At 61.1% G+C, this 15267-nt stretch carries 11 protein-coding genes; 9 read left to right on the top strand and 2 right to left on the bottom strand.

What is annotated here, in order from left to right:
* Positions 1–121: 121 nt before the first annotated feature.
* Positions 122–3295: an alpha-mannosidase gene (locus R2855_11715; protein ID MEZ4531678.1), complete on the top strand. Its 3174-nt coding sequence runs from the start codon at positions 122–124 to the stop codon at positions 3293–3295.
* Positions 3296–3321: 26 nt separating this feature from the next.
* Here the strand turns inward: R2855_11715 and R2855_11710 are convergent, their stop codons facing one another.
* Together R2855_11710 and R2855_11705 are read right to left on the bottom strand one after the other, a co-directional pair.
* Entirely contained in the window at positions 3322–4197 is an 876-nt protein-coding gene (locus tag R2855_11710) for a sulfurtransferase (protein ID MEZ4531677.1), read from the bottom strand.
* Between the two features lie 90 nt (positions 4198–4287).
* A complete protein-coding gene (locus tag R2855_11705; protein MEZ4531676.1) occupies positions 4288–5901 on the bottom strand; it encodes an MDR family MFS transporter in 1614 nt (537 codons plus the stop codon).
* A gap of 174 nt (positions 5902–6075) precedes the next feature.
* On the opposite strand from R2855_11705, the gene R2855_11700 reads away from it, so the two are divergent.
* The 8 genes from R2855_11700 (at position 6076) to leuB (ending at position 15258) form a co-directional block, all read left to right on the top strand.
* A complete protein-coding gene (locus R2855_11700) occupies positions 6076–6693 on the top strand; it encodes a TetR/AcrR family transcriptional regulator (GenBank protein MEZ4531675.1) in 618 nt (205 codons plus the stop codon).
* Positions 6694–7019: 326 nt separating this feature from the next.
* Positions 7020–8774, top strand: a complete 1755-nt coding sequence (ilvB, locus tag R2855_11695) for a biosynthetic-type acetolactate synthase large subunit (GenBank protein ID MEZ4531674.1) — start codon at positions 7020–7022, stop codon at positions 8772–8774.
* 30 nt (positions 8775–8804) lie between these two features.
* On the top strand, positions 8805–9350 hold the full coding sequence (gene ilvN / locus R2855_11690; GenBank protein ID MEZ4531673.1) for an acetolactate synthase small subunit: 546 nt from the start codon (positions 8805–8807) through the stop codon (positions 9348–9350).
* A gap of 79 nt (positions 9351–9429) precedes the next feature.
* The gene (gene ilvC / locus R2855_11685; protein MEZ4531672.1) at positions 9430–10443 is read left to right on the top strand and encodes a ketol-acid reductoisomerase; all 1014 of its coding nucleotides are present in this window, start codon (positions 9430–9432) and stop codon (positions 10441–10443) included.
* Between the two features lie 21 nt (positions 10444–10464).
* On the top strand, positions 10465–12042 hold the full coding sequence (locus tag R2855_11680; protein ID MEZ4531671.1) for a 2-isopropylmalate synthase: 1578 nt from the start codon (positions 10465–10467) through the stop codon (positions 12040–12042).
* A gap of 9 nt (positions 12043–12051) precedes the next feature.
* The gene (leuC, locus tag R2855_11675) at positions 12052–13485 is read left to right on the top strand and encodes a 3-isopropylmalate dehydratase large subunit (protein ID MEZ4531670.1); all 1434 of its coding nucleotides are present in this window, start codon (positions 12052–12054) and stop codon (positions 13483–13485) included.
* Between the two features lie 5 nt (positions 13486–13490).
* Positions 13491–14090, top strand: a complete 600-nt coding sequence (leuD, locus tag R2855_11670) for a 3-isopropylmalate dehydratase small subunit (protein ID MEZ4531669.1) — start codon at positions 13491–13493, stop codon at positions 14088–14090.
* Between the two features lie 70 nt (positions 14091–14160).
* The gene (leuB, locus tag R2855_11665) at positions 14161–15258 is read left to right on the top strand and encodes a 3-isopropylmalate dehydrogenase (protein ID MEZ4531668.1); all 1098 of its coding nucleotides are present in this window, start codon (positions 14161–14163) and stop codon (positions 15256–15258) included.
* Positions 15259–15267: the final 9 nt, after the last annotated feature.

The following is a 15267-nucleotide window of genomic DNA, read 5'->3' as shown; positions in this document are numbered from 1 at the left end:
GGCACGCCCCAGGCGCCACGCCTGCCATCAAACGTACTATCTCTCACCGCAATCGATCTAGCAGTCGGTTCGAACTGGAATCTACCCAATCCCGGCGTCGCCAGGAAGAAAAGGACACCCTGTGGTCGTATCTGCACAGCAGCGGAGAGCGCTTCGGCTCGAACGACGCATCAAGGAATTGCGCGCCTGGCGGAATGCCCTTGAGATCGACATCCCCGAATGGCGCGCGACCTATCCAGACGGTGAGACATTCTCGCTGAGTTTGCACGATTTCTGGCCGCGTCACGATCTGCCAGTCGTTTTCGAGGCCGCTTGCCAAGTCCCCAGCGGATGGAAGGGTTATCCCGTCGAGATCGAGCTCTGGCTTGGGGGAGAAGGCTTCGTTCGGCTTTCTACCGGATTTCGCGGCGGACTCAACGTGATGCACCACCGATTCCCGGTGGCAGACCCGGTCGAGGGTCAGCAACTGGTGGAAATCTGGGCCGAGGTCGTGCCCAAGGGCATCTTCGGATCGGACATTCCGGAACCGCGTATCGAACGGGCAGCATTGGTGGCTCCCCATCGGGAGGTTCGGGCGCTCGAACGTGACTTGACCATGGTGGATGCGGCGTGCTCAGCGCTCGGCGATCACGAGGTTGTCCCCTTCCTGTTCGATGCAGCCGAGGCCGCGCTTTCCGATCTCGCAGCGGCGTGGCCGACCTCGACTTCCGAGTCGGTCTCCCGCTACGCGCGCGGATACGAAACCGGAATCGGGGATGCATCGCTGGTGATGCCGTTCGATTGGCAAGATGACGAAGCTCCGGACAACCGGCGCTCAACCATGCCGATCTGGAGCATGCCGGAAACGATGCCGATTGCCCCGCTCGAACCAGAGGCGATCGCCGCGGTGCTCTCGGCCCGGCAAACCCTGGCCGAGCAGCTCGACCGCATCAAGGAGAATTACCCGCCGGTAGGCCGTCTTTGCCTGACGGGTCACGCGCACACGGACCTCGCCTGGCTTTGGCCGCTCGCGGAAACCCGCCGGAAAATCCGGCGCACCTGGTGGTCGGTCATCGACCTGATGGACCGCTACCCCGATTTCACCTTCAATCAGTCCTCCGCGCAGGCCTACGCCTGGGTAGAAGAAGATGACCCGGAGCTCTTCGCGCGGGTGAAGGCACGCGTGGCCGAAGGGCGCTGGGAGGCAGTCGGCGGATCGTGGGTCGAGCCGGACGCGAACATCACAGGTGGAGAGGCATTCGCACGGCAGTTGCTCTATGGCCAGCAATATTTCCAGGAGGCGTTTGGTTCGCGGCATACCGTCATTTGGCTCCCTGATGTCTTTGGGTACTCAGGCGGACTCCCGCAAATCCTCCGCCAGGCGGGGATCGACGGGTTCTTCACCATCAAGCTGAACTGGAACGAGGCGAACCAATTCCCATTCGATCTCTTCGAATGGGAGGGCATCGACGGCACCTGCGTCACCGCGCACACATTTTCCAACCCGGGCCATGGCTACAACGGGAATATCGTCCCGTTCGACACGCTGGGGACCTGGCGCAACTTTCGGGGAAAGACGATCCACGACGAGAGCATCTATTCGTTCGGGTGGGGTGATGGCGCGGGCGGCCCAAGCGAAAAGATGCTGGAGAACTATGCCCGGATCAGCGACTTCCCCGCCCTTCCCAGGCTGCGGATGGGATCGGTCGAGAAGTTCTTCGCGGAACTGCCGTCGGAAGGGCTTCCCAAAGCGGTTGGAGAACTCTATCTCGAACTGCATCGCGGCACGCTCACATCGCAGGCGCTCGTAAAGAAGAACAATCGGTCTGCTGAGCACCGCCTGTTCGAAGCAGAGGTCTTCAATGCCATCGATTCACTCGATGGCGCCATGTACCCAAGCGAAGCGCTCGAACGCGCATGGAAAACGCTCCTTTTGAATCAGTTCCACGACATTCTGCCGGGATCGTCGATCAATGAGGTTTATGTCGATTCTCATCGACAGATGGCCGAGGTCATCGAGACCGCAACGTCACTCCGAGATCGGGCGCTTTCTCGCGGAGTCCCGAATCCGGGGAGGGTGCTCGTCGCAAACCCCGGTTTGTATCCGCGCCCTTTGACGGTGGAGCTACCCGGATCGCTGGCAGAAGGACTCAATACGAGCTCGTTCGTCACGCAGGGAACCAGCGCCGGAATGCTCGTCGCCGCGCCTGGAACGAGGGTGCCGGCCCTGGGCGCGATACGGCTCGATGCTGTTTCAAACCACGAACGACTCTTGCCAGTCACCGCCTCGGTTGGAGATGACGGCTTCACACTGGAAAATGCCACAATGCGGTTCACGATCGGCCACGATGGGACGATTGCCAGCGCGTACGACCGGGAAATGAAACGGGAGACGCTCGCCGATCGCGGCAACCAGCTCTGGGCCTATGTCGACAAACCCTATGCCTGGGACGCCTGGGACGTCGACGAGACCTACGCCCGCGACGGCGAGGAAATCGTCGATGTGACTTCGCTCGGAATTGTGGAAACCGGCCCGATTCGGGCCACGGTGCGGATCGTCAGAAAATGGCGAAGTTCGACGATCGTTCAGTCATATCGGCTTTGGCACGATTCGAAGCGACTCGACATCGAGACCGAAATAGAGTGGCATGAGCGTCAGGTCTTGTTGAAAGCCCATGTGCCCCTCGCGGTCCGCAGCCACCAGGCCGCTTTCGAAACGATGTATGGCGCGATTCACCGCCCAAGCCACCGCAACGGTCCATGGGATGCGGCCAGGTTCGAAGGCTGCGGCCACCGTTGGGGAGATATTTCAGAGGCCGGATACGGTGTGGCACTCCTCAACGACGGCAAGTATGGATACGAGGCGCTGGGAAATGATCTGATGCTCTCGCTGCTTCGCGGACCGCTGTATCCCGATCCACTGGCGGACGAGGGTCAGCATCGCTTCACGTACAGCGTGTTTCCACATGCCGGAACCTGGTCGGACGGGGGCGTGGTCGAGGAAGCGTTCCGGCTCAACAGTCCGCTCGTCGTCATCGAGGGCGGCAGCGAGCGGCCGTCGTTCGTCGAGATCACCGGATTGGAGCTCGCCATCGGCGCTCTTAAACGGGCCGAGGATGACAATGGCGTGATCCTGCGGCTCTACGAGCCGAACGGAGCACGCGGTTCCGCCGTGCTGAAGTTCGGCCGCAGCTTTTCCGAGATCACGCCGGTCGATATCCTCGAGGACGCGGTCGGAGGCTCCTACCCGGCGGGAAGCGAAGTCGCACTCGAGTTTCGACCGTTCGAGATCAAGTCACTGCGGCTCGTTCCGTAATCGATCGCTTGCGTGGCTGCCGACTGCTACGGCTCGACTGGCAGGTCGAGCCGTTCGCCCCATTCGTTCCATGATCCGTCGTAGTTCGCGGTGTTGGGGTGACCGACGCGGTCGAGCGCAAACAGCACTGCGGTAGCTGTGACGCCACCGTTGCAATAGGCGACAACCGTCTCATCCCCGGTGATGCCGGCCTGGACGACGATCTCGCGCAATTCCTCGTCCGACTTCCATGTGCCGTCCGGCGTGAACAGTGTCTTGGCGCTCAAATTGACGGAACCGGGAATATGCCCGCGGCGCGACCCGCGGTAGATCTCGCCCGAGTACTGATTTGGATCGCGGGCATCGACGATCAGAACGCCTGGATTGCTGATAGCGCCCATGACATCGTCGACCATGTACCGCGAGGCAGTGTTGGCGTTCGGAGTGAAGTGCGCGGACGGAAGCTCAGGCGCTTCGTCCGTCACCGGCAGGGATTCGGCCAGCCACTTGTTCATGCCGCCATCGAGGACCGCGACTGCCGGATGCCCGTAGTAGTTGAGCGCCCACCAGAGCCGCGTCGCGAAATGCCCTCCCGTGTGATCGACCACCACCACATCAGAGTCGTCGCCAATGCCAATCGCCTCCATGGCTGCCGCGAAACGTGCCGGTGCGGCGATCTGGGCAGGCACTGGATCATCGGGATCGGTAATGTCAGCCGTCCAGTCGACAAAGACCGCACCGGGGACATGGGAAATGTCGTACTCGTCCCGCGCTCCCACATACTGAGAGACCTGTTTTCCATCGCCGGTTCCGGCATCGACAGTCTTCACATACCCGCGGATATCGACCACGCGCACATTCGGCTCGAGCAGGTGCTCCTCCAGCCACGTGGTGGAGACGAGGGAACCGGGAAGAAGAGACATTTGCCGCTCACTTTCTTGCTGCAAGGCGATGGCCGTGGCCGGCCAGCTTCGATGACTACAGGATAGCGAACCGCCGAGCAGCAAACCGAATCAATGGACGGTAATCGGCGCAAGCTCGTCGATGACAGCATCTTCTTTGGCTTCTTGAAGGATCGGAGCGGTCGTGCGCAGTGGGATCTCCTTGAGAAAGAGCACCACGATCAACGCAACCACGATGATCGGAATGGCATAGAGGAAGACGTCGGTCACTGCGCTCGTAAAGGCGGTGAGCACCTCGGTCTTGAGCGGCTCCTGCAAGGCATGAATAGCCGAGATGTCGCTGGTATTGACCTCGCCCACCGGCAACGATCCTGACACGACGTCCGGCATCTCGGAGAGATAGTGCGTCAGGCGAATACCCATGATCGCACCGAAGAGCGCCGCGCCGATCGCGCCCCCAAGCGAACGGCTAAAGGTTGTGGCGCTGGTCGCCACCCCCATGTCCCGCGGATCGACCGAGTTCTGCACGGGCGTCACGATGGTCATCATCGCCAGGCCGAGCCCGATCCCGAACATGAACGCATAGATGGCCGTGTGCCAATACGGAGTGTCGATCTGGAGCGTGCTCAGGAGGAAAAGGGCCGCGATGAGGATGATCGAGCCAATGATCGGATAGATCTTGTATTTCCCGGTTCGTGTGATCAGTTGCCCAGAGATGATCGACATGCTGAACATTCCCGCAACCATCGGCAACATGGCAAGTCCAGATTCGGTCGGCGACATTCCTTTGACCGTCTGCAGATAAAGCGGCAGATAGATCGCGCCACCGAAGATGGCGAATCCGATCAGGAAGCCAAACGCGTTGCCCACTGAGAAGATCGGGTTGCGGAAGAGCCGCAACGGAATGATCGGCTCGACGGCCCGCTGTTCCGCGAAGAGGAAGGCCACCGTCAACGCAATCGCCACCACCACGAACGCAAGCGCGGACGGATCCCGCCATCCGAAGTGCTCACCGGCCCAATTCAGATAGAGCAGTAGCGACGTCACCGCGCCAACGATGGTGGCCGCGCCCAGATAGTCGATCTTGGCGTCGCGCTTGACAACTGGCATTTTGAGCACCATCGACGTGATCACCAGTGCGAGCACGCCAATCGGCAGATTGATGTAGAAGATCCAGCGCCAGCTGAGATGATCGGTGATCCACCCGCCAAGCAGCGGACCTGCCAAACTCGAGAATCCCCAAACCGCGCCGAAATACCCGGTGTAGCGTCCCCGCTCGCGGGCGGGAATCACGTCTCCAATGATGGCGAAGGCGATCGCCATCAATCCGCCACCGCCGATTCCCTGAATGGCGCGAAAGATGATGAGTTGCGGCATCGAAGTCGCCAGACCGCAAAGCGCCGATCCGATCAGAAAAATGACGATCGTGACCTGGAAGATCAGACGACGTCCGTAAAGGTCGGAGATCTTTCCCCACAGGGGTGTGCTGGCAGTCGAGGTGAGTAGATACGCTGTCACCACCCAGGCGAGTTGGTTGAGTCCGCCCAAATCCGACACGATGCGAGGCAGTGCCGTGCCGACAATGCTTTGATCGAGCGCGGCCAACAGCATTCCTGACATCAGACCAATGAGAATCACCTGGATCTGCCGGTGCGTGAACTGTTGTGGTGGCGGGGCAATCGCCGACGCGCTCGAGGCGGACCCTCCGGGAGTTGAAGACGACATCGAGAACTCCTCGTGAATGAGCAGCGACAAGACCTGGGCTGACGACAGCAGGGAAATCGGCACCAACCAACCGGTTGGTTGGTCAAGCGGTTGCGCACTATACTCCCTGCGAACAGGGGTGTCAACTGCAATCCGCGTCGCTCAGAAGTCGAGCCAGGAGAACACGAAATCGAGATGGACGAAGGGTCCGACAGCCGCCAACGCATCGTGCTTGCTGCCTATCCGCTCTTCGTCGATCAGGGCTATGTCTCCGTCTCGATGCAGGAGATCGCCGACTCGATTCCCTTGAACAAGGCGACGCTCTATCACCACTTCCAAAGTAAGGACGACCTCTTTCTGGCTGTTGTGCGCATGGCCATGAGCCGCCTCTCTGGGCAAATCCGAGGCTACATCGACGAAGGAGGCTCCGCTGCCGACCAACTCACGCGAGTGGCAGTGCAGGTGTTCGACGATAGCCAGTCTGAGCTCGGGCGTCTCTTGACCGACTCGCGCATGCATCTTTCCCAACAGCAGCAACAGATGCTCTTCGAGCGATGCTCCGATCCCTGGCAGCTCTATGAGGAGATCTTTCGCTCGGCTTCAGCGTCGGGCGAGTTGCCGGCGATCGATCCGACCCTGGCAGCCTCGATGTTCGCCGGGTTGCTGCAAGGGCAGACCTGGGCATTGAAAATGGGGCGCATCCAACCACCGTTGGATGAGGCGCGCGCGCGATTGCTCGTGGATACGCTGTTTGGTGGACTTCGCGCAGTCTACGCCGCTGGCAATGTGGATTCGCTTCCAGCGCGGGATTGAGTGTTTCCCGCAACGGCCGATCCCGCCAAAATCCACAGTGAATTTTCCTTGACACTGAGGGCATCGCTCCCTATCATGACGAGTGGTATCCGCGCCATGTCGGCGCATGGAGCTATTTCTGCTGTGACTGGCCGAAACCTGATTACCAGCCTCGTACTTATTTCGCTCCCGATTATTGGGAGCGCGTCTTGTGCTGGGGGCCAGAACCGCTGAACGGCGGCAGCAAACGAGAGAAGTAAATATCGAGAGAACGGCCTCCCAGCAAACTGGGGGGCCGTTTTCACGTCGCGGACACATCGGGAATCGTTCGGAAAAGGAGCAGCGCAATGGCAACGATCGAAGCAACACTGCCAACTCTCGCCACTGGCCACGCAAACGGCCATGTCGAGGAAATCGAGGCCGTAGAGCTCACCGGCGCGCAGATCGTTTGCAAGGCGTTGGAAGAAGAAGGCGTCGAAATCGTCTTCGGATATCCCGGCGGTGCGGTCATACCGTTGTATGACGCGTTGCCCAAAGCGGGTTTTCATCATGTGCTGACCCGCTTCGAGCAGTGGGCTGCGCTTGCGGCTGACGGGTACGCGCGCACGACCGGGAAAGTTGGCGTTTGCATGGCCACGTCCGGTCCGGGCGCGACCAACCTGGTCACCGGTCTTGCGAACGCGCAGCTCGATTCGGTTCCAGTTGTGGCGATCACCGGCCAGGTGGTGCAACCGCTGATCGGCAAGGACGCTTTCCAGGAATGTGACATCACCGGCATCACCCTGCCAGTCACCAAACACAACTATCTGGTCACGCGAATCCAGGACATTGCTCCTACGATCAAGGAAGCCTTCTACCTGGCCAAGACGGGACGCCCGGGACCGGTGCTCGTCGATATTCCAAAGAGCCTGTTCGTTTCGAAGGCAATCTACAAGCCCGCCAAGTTGAAGGATCGCCGCGGCTATCAGCCGACCACATCGCCGAACATGCGTCAGGTCAAGCTGGCCGCCGATGCCATCAACCGGGCGAAAAAACCCCTCTTCATGGCCGGCCACGGCATTCTGCTGTCGGGCGCGCAGGACGGCTTCGCCAAGCTGGTGGAGAAGACGGGTATTCCGGTTGCGTTCACGCTGTTGGGACAGGGATCGTATCCCGAGTCCAAACCGCTGGCGCTCGGTCTGATGGGGATGCACGGACATCGGGAAGTCAATAAAGCGCTGGAAGAAGCCGATCTGTTGGTGAACATCGGCGCGCGCTTCGATGACCGCGCGACCGGCAAGGTCTCCGGATTCGCTCCCAAGGCCGAGGTCGTGCATGTCGATATCGATCCGGCTGAGATCGGCAAGAACGTCGCAACCAAGGTGCCGGTTGTGGGCGATGCCCGCGAGGTCATCGATCTGCTGATCGACCTGGTCGACGAGCGAACCCACGACGAGTGGACGGCATGGATCGAGTCGCAGAAGAACTTCGTGCTGGAGGCCGCGCTGGAGGATCGCCCACCGACCCCCGAGCCGTACACCATCATCAAGGCAATCGCTGAGGCGACCAAGGGAGAAGCGATCTACTCCACCGACGTCGGTCAACATCAAATGTGGGCCGCGCAGCATCTCGGTCTGGACTACCCGAACCGCTGGCTCAGCTCGGGCGGCCTGGGCACCATGGGCTATGGCCTGCCAGCTGCCATTGGCGCCAAGCTCGGTTGTCCGGATCAGGAAGTCTGGGTGATCTGCGGAGACGGCGGTTTCCAAATGTCTCTGAACGAGCTGGCAACCTGCGTGCAGGAAGGTATCGACGTCAAGATCGCCGTGTTGAACAACGGCTATCTGGGGATGGTCCGCCAATGGCAGGATCTCTTCCACGGCAAGAACTACTCCGAAGTCAAGATCAACGGACCGGATTTCGTGAAGCTGGCAGAGGCCTATGGAGTGACCGGCATCCGGGTCGAAACCGACGCTGAATTGATGCCGGCGATCCAGAAGGCGCGCGAAACTCCGGGAACTGTGGTGGTCGAATTCGTCATCGAACCAGAGGCGAACGTCTGGCCGATCGTTCCGCAAGGCGCCAGCAATTCGGAGATGTTGCACAAATACGAGGACCGCTAGGTCAACTCCCATCGGGGCCAGGAGCAAAGCATGAAACGGCAACACACCCTGATCGTGATGGTGGAAGACCATCCCGGCGTGCTCAATCGAGTCGTCTCGCTGCTGCGGCGACGGTCGTTCAATATCGACTCCATCACCGTCGGACACTCGGAGCAACCCGGCGTCTCGCGCATGACCATCGTCCTGCGCGGCACTGACGCGGATATCGAGCAGGCCGGCAAGCAACTCTACAAGTTGATGGAAGTGCTCAAGGTCATCGACCTGACCGATCAACCGGTTGTGGCGCATGAGATGGCGATCGTGAAAGTCGCCGCCAAGGCGCAACAACGGCAGGAGGTCTTGCTGGTCGCCCAGATGTTCAATGCGCGTGTGCTGGACGCCAGTCCCAACACCATCATGATCGAGGCAACCGGCACGGTGGAGCAGATCGAATCGCTCCTGACGATGTTGCGTTCCTTCGGTATTCGTGAGCTGGCGCGCACCGGCGCTATCGCGATGAGCAAGGGCAGTGGCAACATCACCAGCAAGGGATTCGCGGGCGCCGATCAATATGCTGGGTCAGCGGTCGCCGACTAGAGAGAAAACCGTCGATAATTGGGCGCCCTTGCGCGTGCTCGGGCGCGACACGATCTGACACAAGAAGGAAGGAACCGGAGTGCCGGCAACGATCTACTACGACCAGGACGCGAGTCTCGATGCGCTTGCGGGCAAGACGATCGCCGTGATCGGCTACGGCAGCCAGGGTCATGCCCATGCGCAAAACCTGCGCGATTCGGGCCTGAATGTCATCGTCGGCCTGCACGAGGGCAGCAAGAGCCGCGCCAAAGCGGAATCCGATGGATTGCAGGTCATGTCGGTCGCAGATGCAGCCAAGGCTGCTGACGTCATCATGATCGTCATCCCCGACCAAACCCAGGCGAAGGTCTACCGTGAAGAGATCGAGCCGAATCTTGACTCGAGCAAGACCCTCATGTTCGCGCATGGCTTCAACATCAATTTCGGCGCCATCAAGCCGCCGGCGGATGTCGATGTTGCCATGATCGCGCCCAAGAGCCCTGGACACCGTGTCCGCGAGCTCTACCAGGAAGGTATCGGCGTTCCCGCGCTGATCGCTGTCGAACAGAACCCATCAGGACATGCAAAGGAGACTGCGCTGGCGTATGCGAAGGGCCTCGGCTCGACGCGCGCCGGCGTTCTCGAGACGACATTCCAGGAAGAGACCGAGACCGATCTCTTCGGCGAGCAGGCGGTGCTTTGCGGCGGTGTCGCGGCGCTGGTGGAGGCCGGGTTCGATACCCTGGTCGAGGCCGGGTATCAGCCGGAGATTGCCTACTTCGAGGTGCTGCACGAGCTGAAGCTGATCGTCGATCTCTTCTACACCGGCGGTCTTTCCTACATGCGCTATTCCGTCAGTGACACGGCCGAATATGGCGACTACACCGCCGGGCCGAAGATCATCGACGCAGGCACGCGTGAAGCGATGAGGGGTCTCTTGACCGAGATCCAGAACGGGAACTGGGCGGCAGCCTGGATCGCGGAAAACGAATCTGGTCGCGACAACTTCCTGCGGCTGCGTGAAGAGCACGCCAATTCGCAGATCGAAGAAGTCGGCAAGGGTCTGCGCGCGATGATGCCCTTCCTCAAGCAGGGGAATCGTCCGGTCTCGTAGACCGAAACGGAGTATCTGCACATGCCATCAGCGGAGCCTGATGTACGGAAACGAATCTGGATCTTCGACACCACTTTGCGCGACGGCGAGCAATCTCCCGGCGCGACGATGACGGTCGAGGAGAAGCTCGAGATGTCCGACGCCCTGGTCGAGTTGGGCGTCGACATCATCGAAGCCGGCTTTCCGGCGGCCTCGCCCGGTGACTTCGAAGCGGTCAAGCTGATCGCCGAGCGCGTCAAGGGCGCCACCGTAGCCGGTCTCGCCCGCGCCAACCGAAACGACATCGAGCGGGCCGCCAAGGCGATCCAGGGAGCCGAATCCGCCCGTATTCATACCTTCATCGCCTCGTCCGACATTCATCTCGAGCACAAGCTCAAGATGACGCGCGAGGAGCTGATCGAGCGCATCGCCGAGATGGTCGCCTTCGCCAAGTCATTCACCAGCGATGTCGAGTTTTCCGCCGAGGATGCGACCCGCTCCGATTGGGACTTCCTGGTGCAGGTGTTCGATACCGCTATCAAGGCGGGAGCGACGACGCTGAACGTGCCCGATACGGTCGGCTACACCACGCCGGCCGAATACGCCAATCTGATGGCCTACCTGCAGGAGCGCGTGCCGGGAATCGACGATGTGATCATCTCGGTCCATTGTCACAACGATCTGGGCATGGGCACCGCCAACACATTGGCAGCGATTGCGGCTGGCGCCCGTCAGGCAGAGGTAACCGTCAACGGCATTGGCGAACGCGCTGGCAACACCGCGCTGGAAGAAGTCGTCATGGCGCTGGCGACCCGAGGCGAGCAGTTTGGCGGCGCGTACACGAACATCCGCACCGACCGCATCGTCCCCATTAGCCGCCGCCTCTCCGGCATAACCGGCCTGGAGGTGCAGGTCAACAAGGCGATCGTGGGCGACAACGCCTTTGCGCACGAAGCCGGCATCCATCAGGACGGCATGCTGAAGCACCGCACTACCTACGAGATCATGAATCCCGAAGACGTAGGCTGGGAAGGCACTCGGTTGGTGCTGGGCAAGCACTCTGGCCGAGCCGGGTTCCGCAACGGGCTCAACGATCTCGGTATCAAGCTGTCCGAGGAAGAAATGCAGGCGGCCTACGAGAAGTTTCTCGAATTGGCCGACAAGAAGAAGCGTGTCACCGCGGCGGACCTCGTCGCGCTGGTCCGCAATCAGCAAGAGACCAAGGACGACGTCTACACCCTCCGCCAATGGAAGGTCGACATCGCCAGCGGCGAACCCACGACCGTTTCCATCGTGCTCGGGCACAATGACGAAACGCTGGTCGGCAACGCCGAGGGAAACGGCCCGGTCGACGCGCTCTTCATGGCGATCGGCGCTGCTGCAGGATTCGAGCCGTCGCTCGAGTACTACCACGTCGAGGCCGTTACGCCTGGCTACGATGCGCAAGGTCAGGTTCACGTTCGCATCAAATGGCAAGACGCCATCTACACCGGACATGGACTGGCGACCGACATTGTCGAAGCCAGCGCGCGCGCGTATATCGACGCCATGAGCAAGATCGAAATCGGCGAATCGACCACGGTGCTTGCCGGGACGACAAGCGTTTCACGCTGGAGTTAGCTCGACTGAATGAGTGCAGAAAGCGATATTCCAACGCAGCCGTCCGGCAGGACGCTGAGCGACAAGCTGTGGGATGCCCACGTTGTTCGCACCGAGGCCGGCGGCCCCGATCTCCTCTACATCGATTTGCACCTGGTGCATGAAGTGACATCTCCGCAGGCCTTCGAGGGCCTGCGGATGCACGGCCGCGATGTGCGGCGCACCGACTTGACCGTCGCGACGGCCGATCACAATGTGCCGACGATCGATATCCACCTTCCCATCAAGGACCCCATTTCCGCGAAACAGGTCGAAACGCTCACCGAGAACACGCGGGCGTCAGGCATCCTGCTGCACCCGATGGGGTCGCCGGGCCAGGGCATAGTCCATGTCATCGGCCCCGAGCAAGGGTTGACGCTTCCAGGCATGACGATTGTCTGTGGCGACAGCCATACGTCTACCCACGGTGCATTTGGCGCGCTCGCGTTCGGGATCGGCACGAGCGAGGTGGAACATGTGCTGGCGACGCAGACGCTGCCGCAGATGCGCCCCAAGACCATGTCGATCAATGTCGACGGCGAGCTGCCGGAAGGATCCACCGCCAAAGACATCATTCTGGCAATCATTGGCCAGATCACCACCGGCGGCGGCATCGGTCATATGGTCGAGTACCGCGGTTCGGCGATCCGCAACCTCTCAATGGAGGGGCGGATGACGATCTGCAATATGTCGATCGAGGCTGGCGCCAAAGCTGGCATGATCGCGCCGGATGACACCACCTTCAGCTACATCGAAGGCCGGAAATACGCGCCCAAAGGCAAGCTCTGGGAGCAAGCCCTGGACTACTGGCAGTCGCTTCCAACCGATGACAATGCCGTATTCGACACCTATGTCGAGCTCGACGCCGCCAGGATTGCCCCCTACGTTTCGTGGGGCACCAACCCAGGCCAGGTCGTTCCTATCGACGCAGCGGTGCCCGATCCGTCGCGCATTGCCGATCCGGGACAACGCAGCGCCGCAGAGCGCGCACTGGCCTACATGGACCTGACGCCCGGCACACCGATGCGGGATGTTCCGGTGGATGTGGTGTTTCTTGGCTCATGCACGAACAGCCGCATCGAGGACCTCCGCCTGGCGGCATCGGTCATCGACGGGCGGCAGGTTGCCACCGGCGTGCAGGCCTACGTTGTTCCTGGCTCGATGCGCGTCAAGGAACAGGCAGAAAAGGAAGGGCTCGATCGCATCTTCCGCGCTGCCGGGTTCGAATGGCGGTCGGCCGGGTGCTCGATGTGCCTGGGGATGAATCCAGACCAACTCGCGCCGGGTCAACGCTGCGCCTCCACCAGCAACCGCAACTTCGAAGGCCGACAGGGCAAGGGCGGCCGCACGCATCTGGTTTCGCCGGCAGTCGCCGCAGCAACAGCGGTGGTCGGTTCGTTCGCCACGCCGGCTGACTTGAGGTAACCGCCATGCAGAAGATTCAGAAGATCGAAGGCAAGGCGATTCCGCTCGACCGTGCCAATGTCGATACCGACCAGATCATCCCGGCCGTCTGGCTACGCCGTGTGGAGCGAACTGGCTTCGCCGAAGGGCTGTTCTCCTCCTGGAAGCAGGATCCGGACTTCGTCATGAACAAGCCCGAGTATCAGGGCGGTTCCATCCTGATTGCGGGCCCGAACTTCGGGATCGGCAGCTCTCGCGAACATGCTGTGTGGGCGTTGATGGAAAACGGCATTCAGGCCGTGATCTGCCCCAAGTTTGGCGACATCTTCCGCAATAACGCGACCAAGACCGGTTTGGTGCCGGTGGTCGTACCGGAGGATGTCAACGACCTGCTGATGCGAGCGGCTACTGATGAACCGGGACTGGAGATGTCGATCGACATCGAAAATCGAACCCTCTCCGTCCCTGAGATCGGCGTAGAGATCGAGTTTCCGATGGACGATTTCACGCAGTACCGGCTCCTCGAAGGGCTCGACGACATCGGCATTACCATGCGGCATGCGGAAGACATCACCGCCTACGAGGCGACCCGCCCGGCCTGGATGCCAAGCATTCACATCCCGTAACGCCAGGGAATCAGCGATGGGCGCTCGACGAAGCGCCCATCATCATGTCCAAACGGAGGAAATCAAGCGAGTGGCAACCAAAGCGAACATCGTTCTCATGCCGGGCGACGGAGTCGGTCCCGAAATCGTGTCGCAGGCCGTCAAGGCGATGGAAGCCGTCGCGACCAAGTACGACGTGCTCTTCGAGACCACGAACGTCGAGATCGGCGGTGCGGCGATCGACGCGTATGGCGTGCCGTTGCGAACCGAAGATCTTGCCATCTGCAAGAAAGCCGATGCCGTGCTGCTCGGCGCGGTGGGCGGTCCGGCCTGGGACAACATCGAGGTCTCGCGGCGCCCTGAGCGAGGTCTCCTTGCGCTGCGCAAGGGAATGGGCCTCTTTGCCAACCTCCGCCCAGTGGCGGTCAACTCGGCGCTGGCGCATACATCGCCAGTCAAGACCGAGATCGTCTCTGGCACCGACCTGGTGGTCGTCCGCGAGCTCACCGGCGGGATCTACTTCGGCAAGCCGTCTGGTCAACGCACCACCAGCAAGGGACGTTCCGCGGTCGACACCATGCGCTATAGCGAAGCCGAAATCGCGCGTGTCGTCCGTCTTGCATTCGAGCTGGCGCGCACCCGGCGCAAGCAACTCGCCAGCGTCGACAAGATGAATGTGCTCGCGACCTCGCGCCTGTGGCGGCAGATCGTGGAAGAGACCGCGCCCGACTATCCAGATGTCACTGTCGAGCATGTGCTCGTCGACGCGATGTCGATGCGGCTCGTGCGGCAGCCGTCACGCTTCGATGTGGTCGTCATGGAGAACATGTTCGGAGACATCCTGACCGATGAGGCCTCCGTGCTCGCCGGGTCGATCGGTCTCCTGCCGTCAGCGAGCATCGGGGCGCAGCGCGGCGCGGATGATAGCCGTCGCAGAGGCGTCTATGAGCCGATCCATGGCTCGGCTCCGAGCATGGCAGGCCAGGGTCGTGCGAACCCTGTTGGCACGATTCTGTCGTTCGCGATGCTATTGCGCACCTCGCTTGGACTCGAGGCGGCCGCCGCCGATGTGGAACGCGCCGTCAACGAAACGATCGAGGCTGGAATTCGCACCTACGACATTGCTGGCGATCTGCCAGCTGCGTCCACCGATGCGTTTGGTGACGAGGTGGCCCGGAGAATCGCCTGATCAGCAGGT

The sequence above is a fragment of the Thermomicrobiales bacterium genome (genome assembly GCA_041390825.1).
In the GTDB taxonomy this organism is placed as follows: Bacteria; Chloroflexota; Chloroflexia; order Thermomicrobiales; family UBA6265; genus JAMLHN01.
The sequence above is the reverse complement of the archived record's forward strand: the minus strand, read 5'-3'. Positions and strand labels throughout refer to the sequence as shown.

Bases quoted from the DNA above. Each gene is read 5' to 3' on its own strand.
- R2855_11700 (MEZ4531675.1), top strand. From the start codon at position 6,076: ATGGACGAAGGGTCCGACAGCCGCCAACGCATCGTGCTTGCTGCCTAT.
- R2855_11710 (MEZ4531677.1), bottom strand. From the start codon at position 4,197: ATGTCTCTTCTTCCCGGTTCCCTCGTCTCCACCACGTGGCTGGAGGAG.
- R2855_11680 (MEZ4531671.1), top strand. From the start codon at position 10,465: ATGCCATCAGCGGAGCCTGATGTACGGAAACGAATCTGGATCTTCGAC.
- ilvB (MEZ4531674.1), top strand. From the start codon at position 7,020: ATGGCAACGATCGAAGCAACACTGCCAACTCTCGCCACTGGCCACGCA.
- R2855_11705 (MEZ4531676.1), bottom strand. From the start codon at position 5,901: ATGTCGTCTTCAACTCCCGGAGGGTCCGCCTCGAGCGCGTCGGCGATT.
- leuD (MEZ4531669.1), top strand. From the start codon at position 13,491: ATGCAGAAGATTCAGAAGATCGAAGGCAAGGCGATTCCGCTCGACCGT.
- leuC (MEZ4531670.1), top strand. From the start codon at position 12,052: ATGAGTGCAGAAAGCGATATTCCAACGCAGCCGTCCGGCAGGACGCTG.
- ilvN (MEZ4531673.1), top strand. From the start codon at position 8,805: ATGAAACGGCAACACACCCTGATCGTGATGGTGGAAGACCATCCCGGC.